Here is a 13003-nt window from a genome sequence, read left to right as displayed (position 1 = left end):
CTGTTTTAAACCCAACAAGCCACCCATTGCATTAAAAGGAAGGGGCTGCTTGTCGGATCAAATCAATTTTGATTATCGCATTAATGACCTTCGAATAGCCAGTTGACAAATCGTGCTTCAAACATTGCCCCAAGTCATCAACCATCGAACAGTTTATCAATCATTCACTTAAGGGGTCGTGTAAAGTTGTTGAGTTACGCTCTATTAGGCTAAGATGAATTATAGGTTTAATATCTGTGACACAGGGGATTGGGTCCGTTGTTCGATCTATGGAAAACGATGATTTGGATTGGATTCTATTGTTAAATAAAGACTCCATTTTAGAACGCTTTTCGGGTCGTTATCCTCCAGTCTTGGCCCAGCTTCCATCAATTAACGAACACTATCTCCTTGCTCATTCAGAATGGTTTGATGTATCCCTTGCTCAAAACTTGGCAACCTACTTGCCAAACAAACTGTCTAATGAGCCACGTGTGACCTACCTTGATCAGGCTATTTTATACGATTTCCCGTTATTTGATCGATCAGGCGTTTATATTGGCAGAAGCTATTATTGGGGGATAAAACATCAATCAAATCTCGCATAGATAATGTACGGTCAGCGACACTATTGTTGATAGCGGCCACACTTTTTGTGGTGACCTGTGTTGTCGCTCTGCTTTTATGGATTGTGAATCATCGTATCTTAGTCCCTGTAAAACATATTGTTTCCGTCATTAACGAAACAGTCAATTTAGGGCGTTTTTCACAACAAGTTCGAGTCTACCGTAAAGATGAATTAGGCGTCATGACGCAAAATATTAATAGACTGCTTGCAAATCTTGAACGAGCCCTCGCTGAATCGAACCAAGTCATGGGCCAACTCGTCCTTGGTAACTTTGAACAACGTATCGTGGGTAATTACCAAGGCGATCTTCTCGAAATGAAAAAAGGCATCAATGCTGCCGCCTTAGAATTAAAAAATGCTCACTCAAAAGCACTCCACGCAAGCAAAGCAAAAAGCCAATTTCTAGCGAACATGAGCCACGAAATTCGAACCCCTATCAATGGTGTCATTGGCATGCTGTCTCTTTTAGAAACAACACCCTTAACGACAGAACAGGCTGAACAAGTTCATCTCGCTATGCGCTCAGCCGAGCTGCTGCTCGGTCTCGTCAACGATATTTTAGACTTCTCTAAAATTGAAGCGGGCAAAATGAGTTTAGACATGACACCCGTGGATCTAAACGACTTATTAACGACGATGCGTAGCATCTTTCAACATCTTGCTGAGAATAAAAAACTTGCGTTGATCCAAACAATTGACCCTGCAATTAGTGGATGGGTTAAAGCAGATCCTCTAAGACTCCGACAGGTTCTGAATAACTTAGTGTCAAATGCGATCAAATTTACGGACGTGGGCCAAGTCACTTTGAATGTTCACTTGCTGGATAACCACAGGATTCGATTTGAAGTTAGAGATAGCGGAATTGGCATTTCTGAAGAAGCTCAGGAACGACTGTTTCAAAGTTTTAGCCAAGCAGATAACTCAACCAGTCGCAAATATGGCGGAACGGGACTGGGCTTAATGATTTCTAAAGAGCTCATTACGTTAATGAATGGCACCCTTTGGTTAGAAAGTACTCTTGGACAAGGCTCCTGCTTCTATTTTGAGCTGCCTTATATTCCTTGCGAAGCACCGAACAATCCAACTCAGGCACGTTGCCCGTTTACAAACTATGCGGATAGGAGGGTGTTATTGGTTGAAGACAATACAGTAAACCAAAAGCTAGCGTTAAAGTTATTGGAAAAATTCAATATCGAGGCTGCACTAGCCGAGAATGGTGAGGAAGCTATTCATCTGCTTGAGTCCGAAACCTATGATTTGATTTTAATGGACTGCCAAATGCCCATTATGGATGGCTTTACAGCAACTCGTATCATACGGCAGCGAGATATTCTGACTCCGATTGCAGCTTTGACGGCCAATGCAAGTGAAGACGATCGCAAGGCTTGCCTAGCCTGCGGGATGAACGATTATCTAGCGAAGCCGTATAATGCCGAAAAGCTATCAGAATTACTGCAGAGATGGCTTAAATAGGTGTCTGAACGGAAACCGATCTACTTTCGCATTTTAATTGTTATACTATAACATTTATAGCGATATAATTCACGCAAGGCTCACTGACGTGACAATGGGCAAACTTCAACACAACGACTAGGCAAATCAATGACTATCTGGCAAACGCTAGAAGAGGCAGATCAATCTGACTCTTTTCCGCTTGAAGACATCCTATCGGCGATTCCATGGAATCAAGACGGCCTCATCGCCGCCATTGCGCAAGAAAATGACACTAAAGACATGCTCATGCTTGCGTGGATGAACAAAGAGGCACTTATTGAAACCTTAAGCACACGACAAGTCTGTTACTGGTCTCGCTCGCGACAATCCTTATGGCGGAAGGGAGAAACATCTGGCCATGTTCAGCATTTGATAGACGCTAGGTTTGATTGCGACGGTGATGCTCTTTTACTGATCGTGAATCAGCAAGGTGCAGCCTGTCATACGGGCCGTCCCAATTGCTTTTACAACGCCATCCGTGGAGAGCAGATTGTTGTAACCTGCTCAAAGCCAAATAACGTCTAAGCGTGTGTAGCAAGGGCAAAAAACGTATTTTAAACGAGCCTAGCTACGACTAGGATCGCTAGGCGAGAGGGTCTCTTGCTCGGCCTCAGCAGACTCCAGTTCCGCCGCTTCTCGCTCCTGCTCAGCATGCTCAGCTGCCCAGACACTGGCCGCTTCTACAGCAACTGGAGAGGCGGTTGGAATAACACTTAAATAGCTTTCTGTCGTGTCGGCTGGCGAATGGGCTCGTTGTGTAATGCGATAGGCCGCATAGAGGACAATCAAAAGAAAGGTGATCGCTAACACTGGCCAGAAGGCATAAGGGCCAAAGGTTTCCATGGCCCATCCCGTGACCAAGGGGCCAATAATGGCACCTAACCCAAAGGTGAAGACTAAACCACCCGATGCAGCTGGCATTTCCTCGGTGGATAAGGAATCGTTCGTATAGGCCAGAAATAATGAATACAAAGGGGTTGTAACGCCGCCAGTCAAAAACGCAGACAGCATTAAGAACCCCATTCCCCCATCATTCATCCAGCCCAACAAACACGAAACCGCACCCAAGAGCGCAGCACCCAATATCACTTTACGTCGATCTATGCGATCTGAAAGCCAACCTATCGGATACTGAAGAACCAAAGCGCCTGCAAACAGCATAGCAACGAACAAGGCAATGTGCGTCGCAGACAGTCCAATTTGAGAACCAAATACAGCCCCCATACCAGATTGAGTTGCATAGGCACTCCCCAACAAGAAAATACCCACCGTGCCTAAAGGAGAGTTCGAAAAAAGAGCACGTAGGCTCATAGGTCGTGCCACTTCAACATTGGGCACTGGATTTACGGATAACAAAATAGGGGCAAAGGAGATTGAAACCAATATCGATGCACCAATAAAAAGAACTGAGGTAGCCGCATCACCGAGGGTTAACAAGCCTTGAGCACCGATAATCCCGAGTGTTTGTGCAATCATATACGCGGATAAGACCTTTCCTCGGTTTTCGTTGGTGGCGGCATCGTTCAACCAACTCTCGGCCGTAACATACACACCCGACATACAAAAACCTATGAGAATCCTGAGTAATGTCCATGCCCAAGGTTCGGTGATTAAAGGAAAGGCAATTAAGCCTGCCGACATAAAGCTTCCCAACGCGGCAAACACACGTACGTGCCCTACTCGCTTAATCAACAGCGGTGAGAATCGAGCACCTGATAAAAAGCCGACAAAGTAACCGGACGTCACAATCGCCAATTCAGCAGCGGAAAAGCCTTCGATCCCTCCCCTAAGTCCAATTAGCGTGAAGTGCATACCATTGCCCAGCATGATCAGTACAATACCCAGCAAAAGAGGCCAAACGCCAGAGAAAACCTTTGTCATACTTCACTCGACTTAACGTGTTGATAGAGCTCTGACTCTGGCACACCTGGCTTAAATGCAATATCACAACGACGTCATGACTAAGCCCTTTTGCGACGACTCATACGATTCGCTAATCCAACATGAGGCACTACTTCTACTCATTGCATATGACGCTCCCTCGCCTCCTGCAACATATGCAAGGTGATTTTTCGCACCTCGTCTCGGCTGACCGTGATGTGGGCTCGCAGCAAATACTTGGCATGATCGGAACGGCGATGCTGAATGGCATCAAGGATTGCCGCATGTTCTTGATAGGTAGCATCAATTCGATAATCCTTGGTGAAATCCAAGCGACGAATAATGTGAATTCGTTCACTGAGATCGCGATGAATCCGAAACATTTCGGAGTTACCTGCCGCCTGCACCAAGCGACTGTGAAAGGATCGATCCAGATCACTCAAACTCATATCCGTCACCCGATCAGAGTCTGGCACACACCAAATGGCCCTGAGCTCTGCGATGCACGCTGGCAACTCAGCCAAATGACAGAGTCGCTCCACAGCTGAGGTTTCGAGCAGTATGCGAAGATCATACAGCTCCTCAAACACCTTAAAATCAAAAGGCCTTACCTGCCAACCACTGCGGAAATGCACCTCGACATACTGCTCCCGATGCAGTCGATGAAGCGCCTCTCGCACCGGAGTCCGGCTGGCCGCAAAGCGCTCAGCGATTTCTGTTTCACTGAAATACTCTCCCGGTAACAACTGAAAGTTGAAGATCAACGTTTTCAATTGCTCGTAGATACGGTCCGCCAGATTCTCGCGTTTGGGTTTCGACATAGATGCACTCTGCACAGTATTTAGTTTGAGGCTATATAAGCACGCCAACCGCCAAAGTGGGTAATGTCTTTTGCACTGCCCAGCGCTACAGGCTCGCAAATGAAACCTTTGACACGACGACCATCCTCTAACAATAGGGTACCGATACCCAGCGGCTCTGGAATTTCTGCCACAAATGCACCGAAATTCGCCAAGGGGACGTCCCAAAGCTCCACCTGAATTGACGCTCCATTTTCAGCGACCCGCGCAAGCCCAGGCTTAGGAGGCGTCGTATTGGCCAGTGCATAGAGACGGTATTCAGGTGCAGTCTGAGTCGCTTCAACAAAACTTGCATGGCGTGTGGTCAGTTGGAAGTTGAGTGGCATTCCCGTTAAATGCGCCCCAACCACTGCAACTGGCACGGCGCCCGGTGCAACAGGTTTGAAGGTTGGAACCATGGCTTGGAAAGGCTTGCCCGTCGCCCCCATCGGCAATGCCAAATGGGCTTGCCAGCGTTGACCGAAGTCGGCCAGTGCAAAATCATGCCAAGCATTGGCAATTAACGTAATGCCAGCTGGCAACCCATCTGCTCGGAAGGGAGCCGGTAAAGCCAGTGCTGAAAGATCTGCTAAGTTCGTAAAATTTGTGTAAGTGCCAAACTGAGAGTTGTAGAGGATGGGTTCGTCTTGCATCTCGGCCAGGGTGCGAATCGTCGGAGAGGTCGGCACCACTAGCGCATCCACTTCAGAGAGCTGTTGCTGTATATAACGTGCTAGGGCTTGACGTTGGTATTCGGCATCGAAACATTGCAAGGCCGTGTAATCCATACCCTTCGCTACAATACGGTGCACTGTCGCATCCATCGCTTCTGGATGTTCTATCAGCTGTGAACCTATCGCATGAGTGCGTTCGGCCACCCATGGCCCCTGATACAAAAGTTCAGCAAGCTGGGTAAAGGGGGTGAAATCAATTTCCACCAGATCCACCATTTTTTCCAATTCACTGCGTGCTTGCATAAACGCAGCCTGCATCAGTTCATCACCAAAGAACGCCAACTTGGATGGAATGGCGAATCGGGGCCGCTCTGGCATTCCTGTCGGTGCGGTATTTGGATTTTTCCGCGAATAAGCATCAGCCAGATCTTGCTGCTCACCAAGAACCTGCGCTACCTGTACGGCATCAACAACCGTCAAGGCAAACACCGAAACACAGTCAATTGAGCGGCAGGCCGGCACGACGCCCTTGATCGAAAACCACCCTCTGGTTGGCTTCAATCCGACTAAATTATTAAATCCGGCTGGCACTCGGCCTGAGCCAGCTGTATCCGTTCCTAGGGCAAAGGCAACCAGTCCACGTGCTGTCACAGAGGCTGAACCAGAGCTCGACCCACCGGACACATAATCAGCTTTAAAACTGTTCGATACCGCACCATAGGGTGAGCGCGTCCCCACCAGCCCTGTCGCAAACTGGTCAAGGTTGGTTTTACCAATCAGGACCGCTCCAGCTTCTTTCAGGTGCGCTACAACGGTAGCATCTTCCGTAGCGGTGTAAGCAAAGTCAGGACAGGCTGCCGTTGTCACCCATCCAGCAACATCAATATTGTCCTTCACCGCAAAGGGTACCCCGAACAAGGGCAAAGAGTCGCCTTGCTCCCGGCGTGCGTTGAGATGCTCCAATTGCTGTTTTAGATCGCTGGCAGAAAGACGGCTGATCCATGCGCAGTCGTTTACATGATTAACGGCATCAACCAGTTTTTCCAAGTGCCCATTGCCCTCATTCTGCTGATGCGCACTCAGCCAATCACTGATCGTCCAACCAAGGGTTTCCAGAGTATTCATGATATATCTCGCTAGTATCCTATCTTGTATACAAGAGATAGCAAGATCAATACCACCTATAAATAACAACTCAAAATCAATTACTTATATAAAATAACACGCAAAAAAGAATAAATACACGTCACAATTTGCACTCTATTAACGCAAAAAAACAGCGGTTGCACGCTTTTGACCTTTTAATGACGGACCATTTTTATGTTTGCATTTGCCAAATGAATAGGGTGCGTTAAAGGAATGATGCTATGTATAAATCGTTTGGATGGCGCTTTTTTGTTGTAGGCGTTCTTATCATTTTAATGTCTATCCCACTGTTTTTTTGTGGGACAGATTGTCGATGATCGCTCCCGTGGGTCGAAACAGCCGTATTCGAATGGTCAGTGATTGGCCGCATCCGAGTTTCACTGGTGCTTTTCTACCCAATACACGGGAAATATCAGATGAAGGCTTTATCGCCGACTGGTCAACTCCACATCTAGCACGCGCCCTGCCCCAAATGAGTCGAGAGTCCTATAACGCTATTGCTCGAAGACTGGTATGGATTTCAGGAAGAAAGCGCGAAGCGTGGTGGCTGGTTTAAACGTAAATCACCCACGCCCACAGCACCTGTTGAGTCGTGAGTGCTGACGAGATTCAATTGGATTCAGCTGACTGATAACTGACAGCTGATAGCTGATAGCTGATAGCTGATAGCTGATAGCTGATAGCTGATAGCTGATAGCAACAGATTAACTCAACGTATATGAGTTAATCTGTTGATTGATGAATATCACTTAACATCGCCGTATACCCCGCCCGATAATCAAGATACCGCCAAACAAATCCCGTCTCTTTAAGCCGCTGATGACGAATACGCTTACTGTCACGCTGAGCAGGAGCTGACGATTTGGCCTCCACACCCAATGTCTGCTGCAACCAACTTAATACTTCATGCAAGCTAGCAGGACAGGTATCCGTCAAATTATAAGACGTTGCGATCAGGTCTCCGCGATGGCGACAATTAATCAGATGCATCACCGCACGCGCGGCATCGTCGATATGGATTCGATTCGTATAGATCGGAGGGTCTGCAGGAGGCAGAAAACCCTGGCGCGCTTGATTTAACAAGAAATAGCGCCCAGGACCATATAGCCAGAAGGGCGCAACAACGTGACAGGCTGAGATTGAGCAAGCCAATCGTTTTCTGCCTCTAGCAGAACGCGCGCGGTTTCTCGTGTGGGCTTGCGCTCTGACGTCTCATCAACCCACTCGCCACCGGACTGACCATAGACTCCCGTCGATGAAATTAACCAGACATGCGCTTGTGGAGCGATTTTTTTAAGTGCGTTGGCTGCCTGTTTCGCGACTTCCAGATAGGCCAACTGATACGCCGCAACACTCGAATCAGAAGGCGAAAGGCACAGTACCACATCATCAGGCGGGCTCGGTAAATCCGGCCATGGGCTCGCCGCATCCTGTTGAATCAACTGAACCCCCGCAGGCGCCTGCGCACCACGGCGCATTCCGTGTACGTCTAATCCCTGCTCAACGGCTAGAGAAGCAATCCGACCGCCTAAATCACCAAGGCCAACGACTAAGAGTGTTTTTTTCTGCATTTTGGCTCTACTTTTTGACTAACGTCTTTAGACTAACCTCAAAGGGTAACACTGCCTAATGACGTTATACCATGGCCTACTGCACTTTATCGATAACTGGCTTATCCACCACAGCCTCCACAACAGGCTCCAGAATGTTTTTCAACGGGCACAAACAAAACATGACTCTCCAAATCAATGTGCGCACGGACATCAACAATAATCTCACGAAGCAGCGTGTAAAGTGCTGTCCATGTCCCACAAGCACCTTCAGGCAGCGTTAGCTCATCAGTCAGACTCAGTATTCGTTGTAACGCCAACTCATGCTCCTGATGCTCATTTTCCATGACCATAATGGGTCCTTGAGGGTAACTTTCATTGGCTAACATGGGAAACAGAATTTGTTCCTCCTTCATCATATGACTTTCCAACTCCTGAAACATGAGTAAAAGATGCTCTGTTAAGCCCACTGGACACTTAGCACTTGCTCCATGAACCTGCTCGACACGGCGAGCCATATGAATGGCTTCTGGGAATTGTACTCGGTGGACCGCATGGTATCGCTCAAGCACAAAGTCAATAAGGTCTTTATTGGGTAGTGATTGCCATTGCTGTACATTGCGTGTCAAACCCGCTTGAGTTGCTGCTGATAATTGCATAAAGCACTCCTAGAATTTAAATCATGTTCGTTCAATTAATACTCGGATAGATAAAGGCAAACAGCATGCCATATATCTAAAAACTCATCAGGGCATAAAATGAATCGCGCCTGAGTGTATAAATTGACATACCTCTTCTTAGGAATATCCATCACGGGCGCATCGTGGTATTTTTTACCCAATTCATTTACGGTATATTCGACCCTACAAGGTAAAAAAAACCATGATTCAGGAAAGCCTGCTCGCGGATTTAGTCACCGATCAACCAGGACCTGTTCGTCTACAGAAATTGGTGTCGACATTAAAAAGTTACTTTAATTGTGGAGCCGTGGTTTTATTACGCAAAGATGAGCAAGCACTCATTCCGATTGCCAGTCATGGTTTAGTCAAAGAAGCCTTAGGTCGTCAATTTGAACTCGCACAACACCCCCGCTTGGCCATGCTTTGTAGCACGCGTGTAGCCTTTAGATTTGAACCTGACAGTCCACTACCCGACCCCTATGATGGATTGATAGAAACCCAACCAGGCGAACACTTAGCCGTACATGACTGCATGGGCATGTCTTTGTTTATTGAAGGTGAGATTTGGGGTGTGGTAACTCTTGATGCGCTTACCCCTGGTACCTTTTGCGAACAACATCGACAAGACCTCCAGCGTTGCTCGCTCGTGATTGAAGCAATGCTTCGTATGAGTCGATTAGAGCAGGACAATAAAGCGCTTCGACAGGGGCGGCAAGATGACGCACAGATGGAACGTAAACTGCACTCGGAAGTGAATATTATTGGTCAAAGCCCTCAATTGAACGAAGTACTGAATGAATTAAGTGTGGTTGCTGATTCAGAACTACCCGTTTTGTTACTAGGGGAAACAGGCACGGGGAAAGAATTATTTGCACGTCGACTGCATCTTCTTTCACCTCGTCACACGCAAAAAATGGTCTATGTAAATTGTGCAGCACTGCCTGAGACACTGGCTGAGAGTGAATTATTTGGTCATGCTAAAGGGGCTTTTTCAGGGGCTACAGGTGATCGTCAAGGACGCTTTGAAAGTGCAGATAAGGGAACTATTTTTCTAGATGAAGTCGGTGAGCTTCCTCTGAATATACAAGCTAAATTATTGAGAGTTCTACAAAATGGTGAGGTACAGCGCCTAGGGACTGATAAGATTCGCCACGTTGATGTCAGGATAGTGGCGGCCACCAATCGCAATCTACAAGCTCAGGTGAAAAGCGGTGAGTTTCGTGCAGATCTCTACCATAGACTATCTGTTTACCCTTTGCATATTCCCCCTTTACGCGATCGTGGAAATGATATTCTCTTACTAGCAGGATTTTTTTTAGAACAAAATAGAACTCGACTAGGGTTTCGCAGCTTACGACTTGATAACACAGCGGAATTGCTCTTGCTTAATTATCAATGGCCTGGGAACGTCAGGGAGCTGGAACATGTCATCAGTCGGGCCGCCATTAAAGCTCTGAGTTATGGAGTCAATAAAGCCGACATTATTACGTTACATAGTCATTTCTTTCAGGGTCTTAGCGATCAACCCGTTGACGACTTCGATAAAAGTGCAAACATCAGCTCTGACAACGCTCTTGTACCCTTAAAAATAGCGGTAGAACAAACTCAACGTAACTTGATTCGTCTTGCGCTTTTAAAGGCTAATCACTCATGGGCTCAAGCGGCCAGATTACTGGCTGTCGATGCCAGTAACTTACATAAACTCGCTCAACGACTGGGACTAAAGTGATACGAAGATTCTTGTGGCGCTGTGTCGCCAGTGTAGCCATGCTGCTGGCGTTAGCGGGCATTCCTTTGCCAGGCCTACCAACTGTACCTTTCATATTGTTGAGTGCTTGGGCGGCGGGTAAAGGCTGGCCAGAATTTGAACTCTGGTTACTGAACCATCCTCGCTATGGCCCCAGTATCAGACAATGGCGCGAGCATGGATCCGTTTCTCGAAAAGCTAAATACCTAGCACTGATCATGATGATTTTTAGCGCGAGTTTACTCTGGCTATCCCCTGCCCCTTTATTAGCGCAGATACTTGTCACCACAATTTTACTCGGCACTGCCACATGGCTATGGCGGCGCCCTGAGTAGTTTTAGTAGGTTTGATCACACCACATAAGGCCTATCGTTCCCGTTAACCTGGTCGCCCATCTGCCCTCGGTGCTGTCAAAATAGGGGTATAAACAACAATATAAAAGACGTAGGCAACAACCCATGCAATGATTGCAAAATAGTATCCTTGTAAGGCAAAGCCAGGCAGCAACCATGTTAAAAAGACACGTGATACAGCCGCCAAAATCACCAATGCAAATGCGATAGTCATGATCACTTTAGGTTGTAAAAGACGCCCCGAATGTCCAAGAGAAACACGAGCCATCATAGAAAGAATCATAATTCCCATAGCACCAGCCGTTAATGCATGCACGCCCGTACTGATACTAACAGCGAAGCCTGCATAGCGTAGTGCAAATAGCGCCAATCCTAGCGGAATAAAGGCAACGGCAATATGCAGCGACCACAATAAAGGAACCCGCCAAGTGATCCACATTTTTAATCTGATCAGTCGAGCAAAATTAAGGAGTGCCGCGATCGCATAAAAAGCCGACAGCAAAGAAGGCGCTAATAAGGGTTTTAAAAGCAAGAACTGTAATACAAAAATTAGCCAAATAGAGCCTAGGGCTGCCCTATCTAACCATACCAAAGGCTGTACTTTGGGGGTATTGGTTCCGTTAGCCGTAAACATAGGCAACACACGCCCTGAAACGACACTCATCACCAATGTCACTAACCAAACAGCATTCATACTTCCGTAATGAACAAACTGAAATTGATTCAATATAACGCCAGCATGCATAATGCCGTTACTGATGGTCAAGAGCAGCAGAATCGGTACAAAAAATAAATTTCTGACTTGTTCCGCTTTAAGAATAATATGTCCAAAAAAGACAGCCGCGAGCGGCAAAAAAATTAAATCGACTGTTGCAACAAGTAAAGGCGGTAAACTACCACCAAAAAGCATTAAGACACGACCGAGCATCCAGACTAGCGCTAGAATCAACAAAGAAGCGCCATGTGTCGCACGCGTTCCTGTCCAGTTTTGAACCGCTGTTAATAAAAAGCCTACAATAATGGCGGCAACAAAACCAAAAATCATTTCATGTTGATGCCAAAACATAACATTTGCATAGACATTCAGTACTAAATGACCACTTAACATCATGCCCCATAACGCCATTGCAACAACACTATAGAGTGCACCTAACAGAAACATCGGACGAAATGCCTGTCTAAGCAATGGTGTTAGTGACTGTTCTCTAGACATATCGGTCACTGAGTGACGATGATTTGACATTTAAAAGCCCCTTAATCAAAAATGGTATAAACACGTCAGGAGCATTCATCACTAACCCGGTTAGTGCTGCTCTTGGGTAAATTTTCTCACTACTGGATAAGCAAGACGTATACCATCTTTGAAGGCGTCATTAATCTTGAAATAAAATCGACACTGCCGAGACATAAGCGCCTCTGTCGCCAAGCACACTACCTCTTTAGGGCAATTTTCACGTTTAGCCATCTATGGCATATTCATGCTGAATATTTCAAGCATGATTCTATTTATGTATCCAATTACATCTCGTATCCAAACCCAATGCTTTGATATTTCATACGAAATCGAAGCATTACACCAAGGCCGCACGGATATCGGTGCCCTAGTCAGTTTTTTAGGGTATGTACGTGACTTTAATGAAAAGCCAGATGTGATTGCACTGACGCTTGAGCATTATCCTGAAATGACTGAACAAGCACTTGATGAGATTCAATTAAACGCAACACAACGCTGGCCACTACTTGGAACGCGCGTAATTCACCGAGTCGGTCGCCTTGAACCAACTGATCCAATTGTCCTTGTGTTGGCGGTTTCTTCACATCGTCAACATGCATTTGATGCTTGTAGCTTCATCATTGACCAACTCAAGACGCAAGCTCCTTTTTGGAAAAAAGAGCATACAGCCAGCGGGGATTACTGGGTAAGTGCTCGCTACAGTGACGAACACGCGGCTAAGCGATGGAATGACCTTGAAAGTTCGGATATTCAAACCTGAAAACCATAGGAATGAAACAAGTATGCAACACTAGAAGA

At 46.5% G+C, this 13003-nt stretch carries 14 protein-coding genes; 7 read left to right on the top strand and 7 right to left on the bottom strand.

Going from position 1 to position 13003, the window contains the following annotated elements:
* The first annotated feature begins 236 nt into the window (after positions 1-236).
* From D791_RS00060 to hisI, 3 genes are all read left to right on the top strand, one after another.
* Positions 237-587 (top strand): hypothetical protein, encoded by a 351-nt coding sequence (locus tag D791_RS00060; protein WP_157682180.1) that lies wholly within the window; start codon positions 237-239, stop codon positions 585-587.
* The gene (locus D791_RS00055; RefSeq protein ID WP_081763652.1) at positions 554-2080 is read left to right on the top strand and encodes an ATP-binding protein; all 1527 of its coding nucleotides are present in this window, start codon (positions 554-556) and stop codon (positions 2078-2080) included. Before D791_RS00060 ends, D791_RS00055 begins: the two co-directional genes overlap by 34 nt.
* Positions 2081-2209: 129 nt before the next feature.
* A complete protein-coding gene (gene hisI, locus D791_RS00050) occupies positions 2210-2626 on the top strand; it encodes a phosphoribosyl-AMP cyclohydrolase (protein WP_036506253.1) in 417 nt (138 codons plus the stop codon).
* A gap of 39 nt (positions 2627-2665) precedes the next feature.
* Here hisI and D791_RS00045 read toward each other — a convergent pair whose 3' ends face one another.
* The 3 genes from D791_RS00045 to atzF all read right to left on the bottom strand — a co-directional run bounded on the left by D791_RS00045 (position 2666) and on the right by atzF (position 6620).
* Entirely contained in the window at positions 2666-3982 is a 1317-nt protein-coding gene (locus tag D791_RS00045) for an MFS transporter (protein WP_036506251.1), read from the bottom strand.
* 140 nt (positions 3983-4122) lie between these two features.
* Complete coding sequence (locus tag D791_RS00040; RefSeq protein ID WP_036506248.1) at positions 4123-4803, bottom strand: GntR family transcriptional regulator; 681 nt, start codon at positions 4801-4803, stop codon at positions 4123-4125.
* 20 nt (positions 4804-4823) lie between these two features.
* Positions 4824-6620 carry an allophanate hydrolase gene (atzF, locus tag D791_RS00035; protein WP_089503583.1) on the bottom strand — a complete coding sequence of 599 codons (1797 nt, stop codon included), beginning with the start codon at positions 6618-6620 and terminating at the stop codon, positions 4824-4826.
* Between the two features lie 334 nt (positions 6621-6954).
* Between atzF and D791_RS19440 the strand changes: the two genes are divergently transcribed.
* Positions 6955-7197, top strand: a complete 243-nt coding sequence (locus D791_RS19440) for an inner membrane CreD family protein (protein ID WP_202806777.1) — start codon at positions 6955-6957, stop codon at positions 7195-7197.
* A 167-nt stretch (positions 7198-7364) separates the two neighbouring features.
* Here the strand turns inward: D791_RS19440 and D791_RS18665 are convergent, their stop codons facing one another.
* From D791_RS18665 to D791_RS00025, 3 genes are all read right to left on the bottom strand, one after another.
* Positions 7365-7724: a Rossmann-fold NAD(P)-binding domain-containing protein gene (locus D791_RS18665; RefSeq protein ID WP_051513775.1), complete on the bottom strand. Its 360-nt coding sequence runs from the start codon at positions 7722-7724 to the stop codon at positions 7365-7367.
* The gene (locus D791_RS18660) at positions 7718-8212 is read right to left on the bottom strand and encodes a Rossmann-fold NAD(P)-binding domain-containing protein (protein WP_051513772.1); all 495 of its coding nucleotides are present in this window, start codon (positions 8210-8212) and stop codon (positions 7718-7720) included. The genes D791_RS18665 and D791_RS18660 overlap by 7 nt, the downstream gene beginning before the upstream one ends.
* A gap of 101 nt (positions 8213-8313) precedes the next feature.
* Positions 8314-8850 (bottom strand): hemerythrin domain-containing protein, encoded by a 537-nt coding sequence (locus D791_RS00025; protein WP_051513768.1) that lies wholly within the window; start codon positions 8848-8850, stop codon positions 8314-8316.
* A gap of 223 nt (positions 8851-9073) precedes the next feature.
* On the opposite strand from D791_RS00025, the gene norR reads away from it, so the two are divergent.
* Positions 9074-10600 carry a nitric oxide reductase transcriptional regulator NorR gene (norR, locus tag D791_RS00020; protein WP_036506245.1) on the top strand — a complete coding sequence of 509 codons (1527 nt, stop codon included), beginning with the start codon at positions 9074-9076 and terminating at the stop codon, positions 10598-10600.
* Positions 10597-10953: a YbaN family protein gene (locus tag D791_RS00015; protein ID WP_036506241.1), complete on the top strand. Its 357-nt coding sequence runs from the start codon at positions 10597-10599 to the stop codon at positions 10951-10953. Before norR ends, D791_RS00015 begins: the two co-directional genes overlap by 4 nt.
* A gap of 43 nt (positions 10954-10996) precedes the next feature.
* Here the strand turns inward: D791_RS00015 and D791_RS00010 are convergent, their stop codons facing one another.
* Positions 10997-12214, bottom strand: a complete 1218-nt coding sequence (locus tag D791_RS00010; RefSeq protein WP_036506238.1) for an NnrS family protein — start codon at positions 12212-12214, stop codon at positions 10997-10999.
* 265 nt (positions 12215-12479) lie between these two features.
* Here D791_RS00010 and D791_RS00005 point away from each other — a divergent pair, with 265 nt between their 5' ends.
* Complete coding sequence (locus D791_RS00005; protein ID WP_193364986.1) at positions 12480-12965, top strand: molybdenum cofactor biosynthesis protein MoaE; 486 nt, start codon at positions 12480-12482, stop codon at positions 12963-12965.
* Positions 12966-13003: the final 38 nt, after the last annotated feature.

The sequence above is a fragment of the Nitrincola nitratireducens genome (assembly GCF_000585235.1).
Lineage (GTDB): Bacteria > Pseudomonadota > Gammaproteobacteria > Pseudomonadales > Balneatricaceae > Nitrincola > Nitrincola alkalisediminis.
The sequence above is the reverse complement of the archived record's forward strand: the minus strand, read 5'-3'. Positions and strand labels throughout refer to the sequence as shown.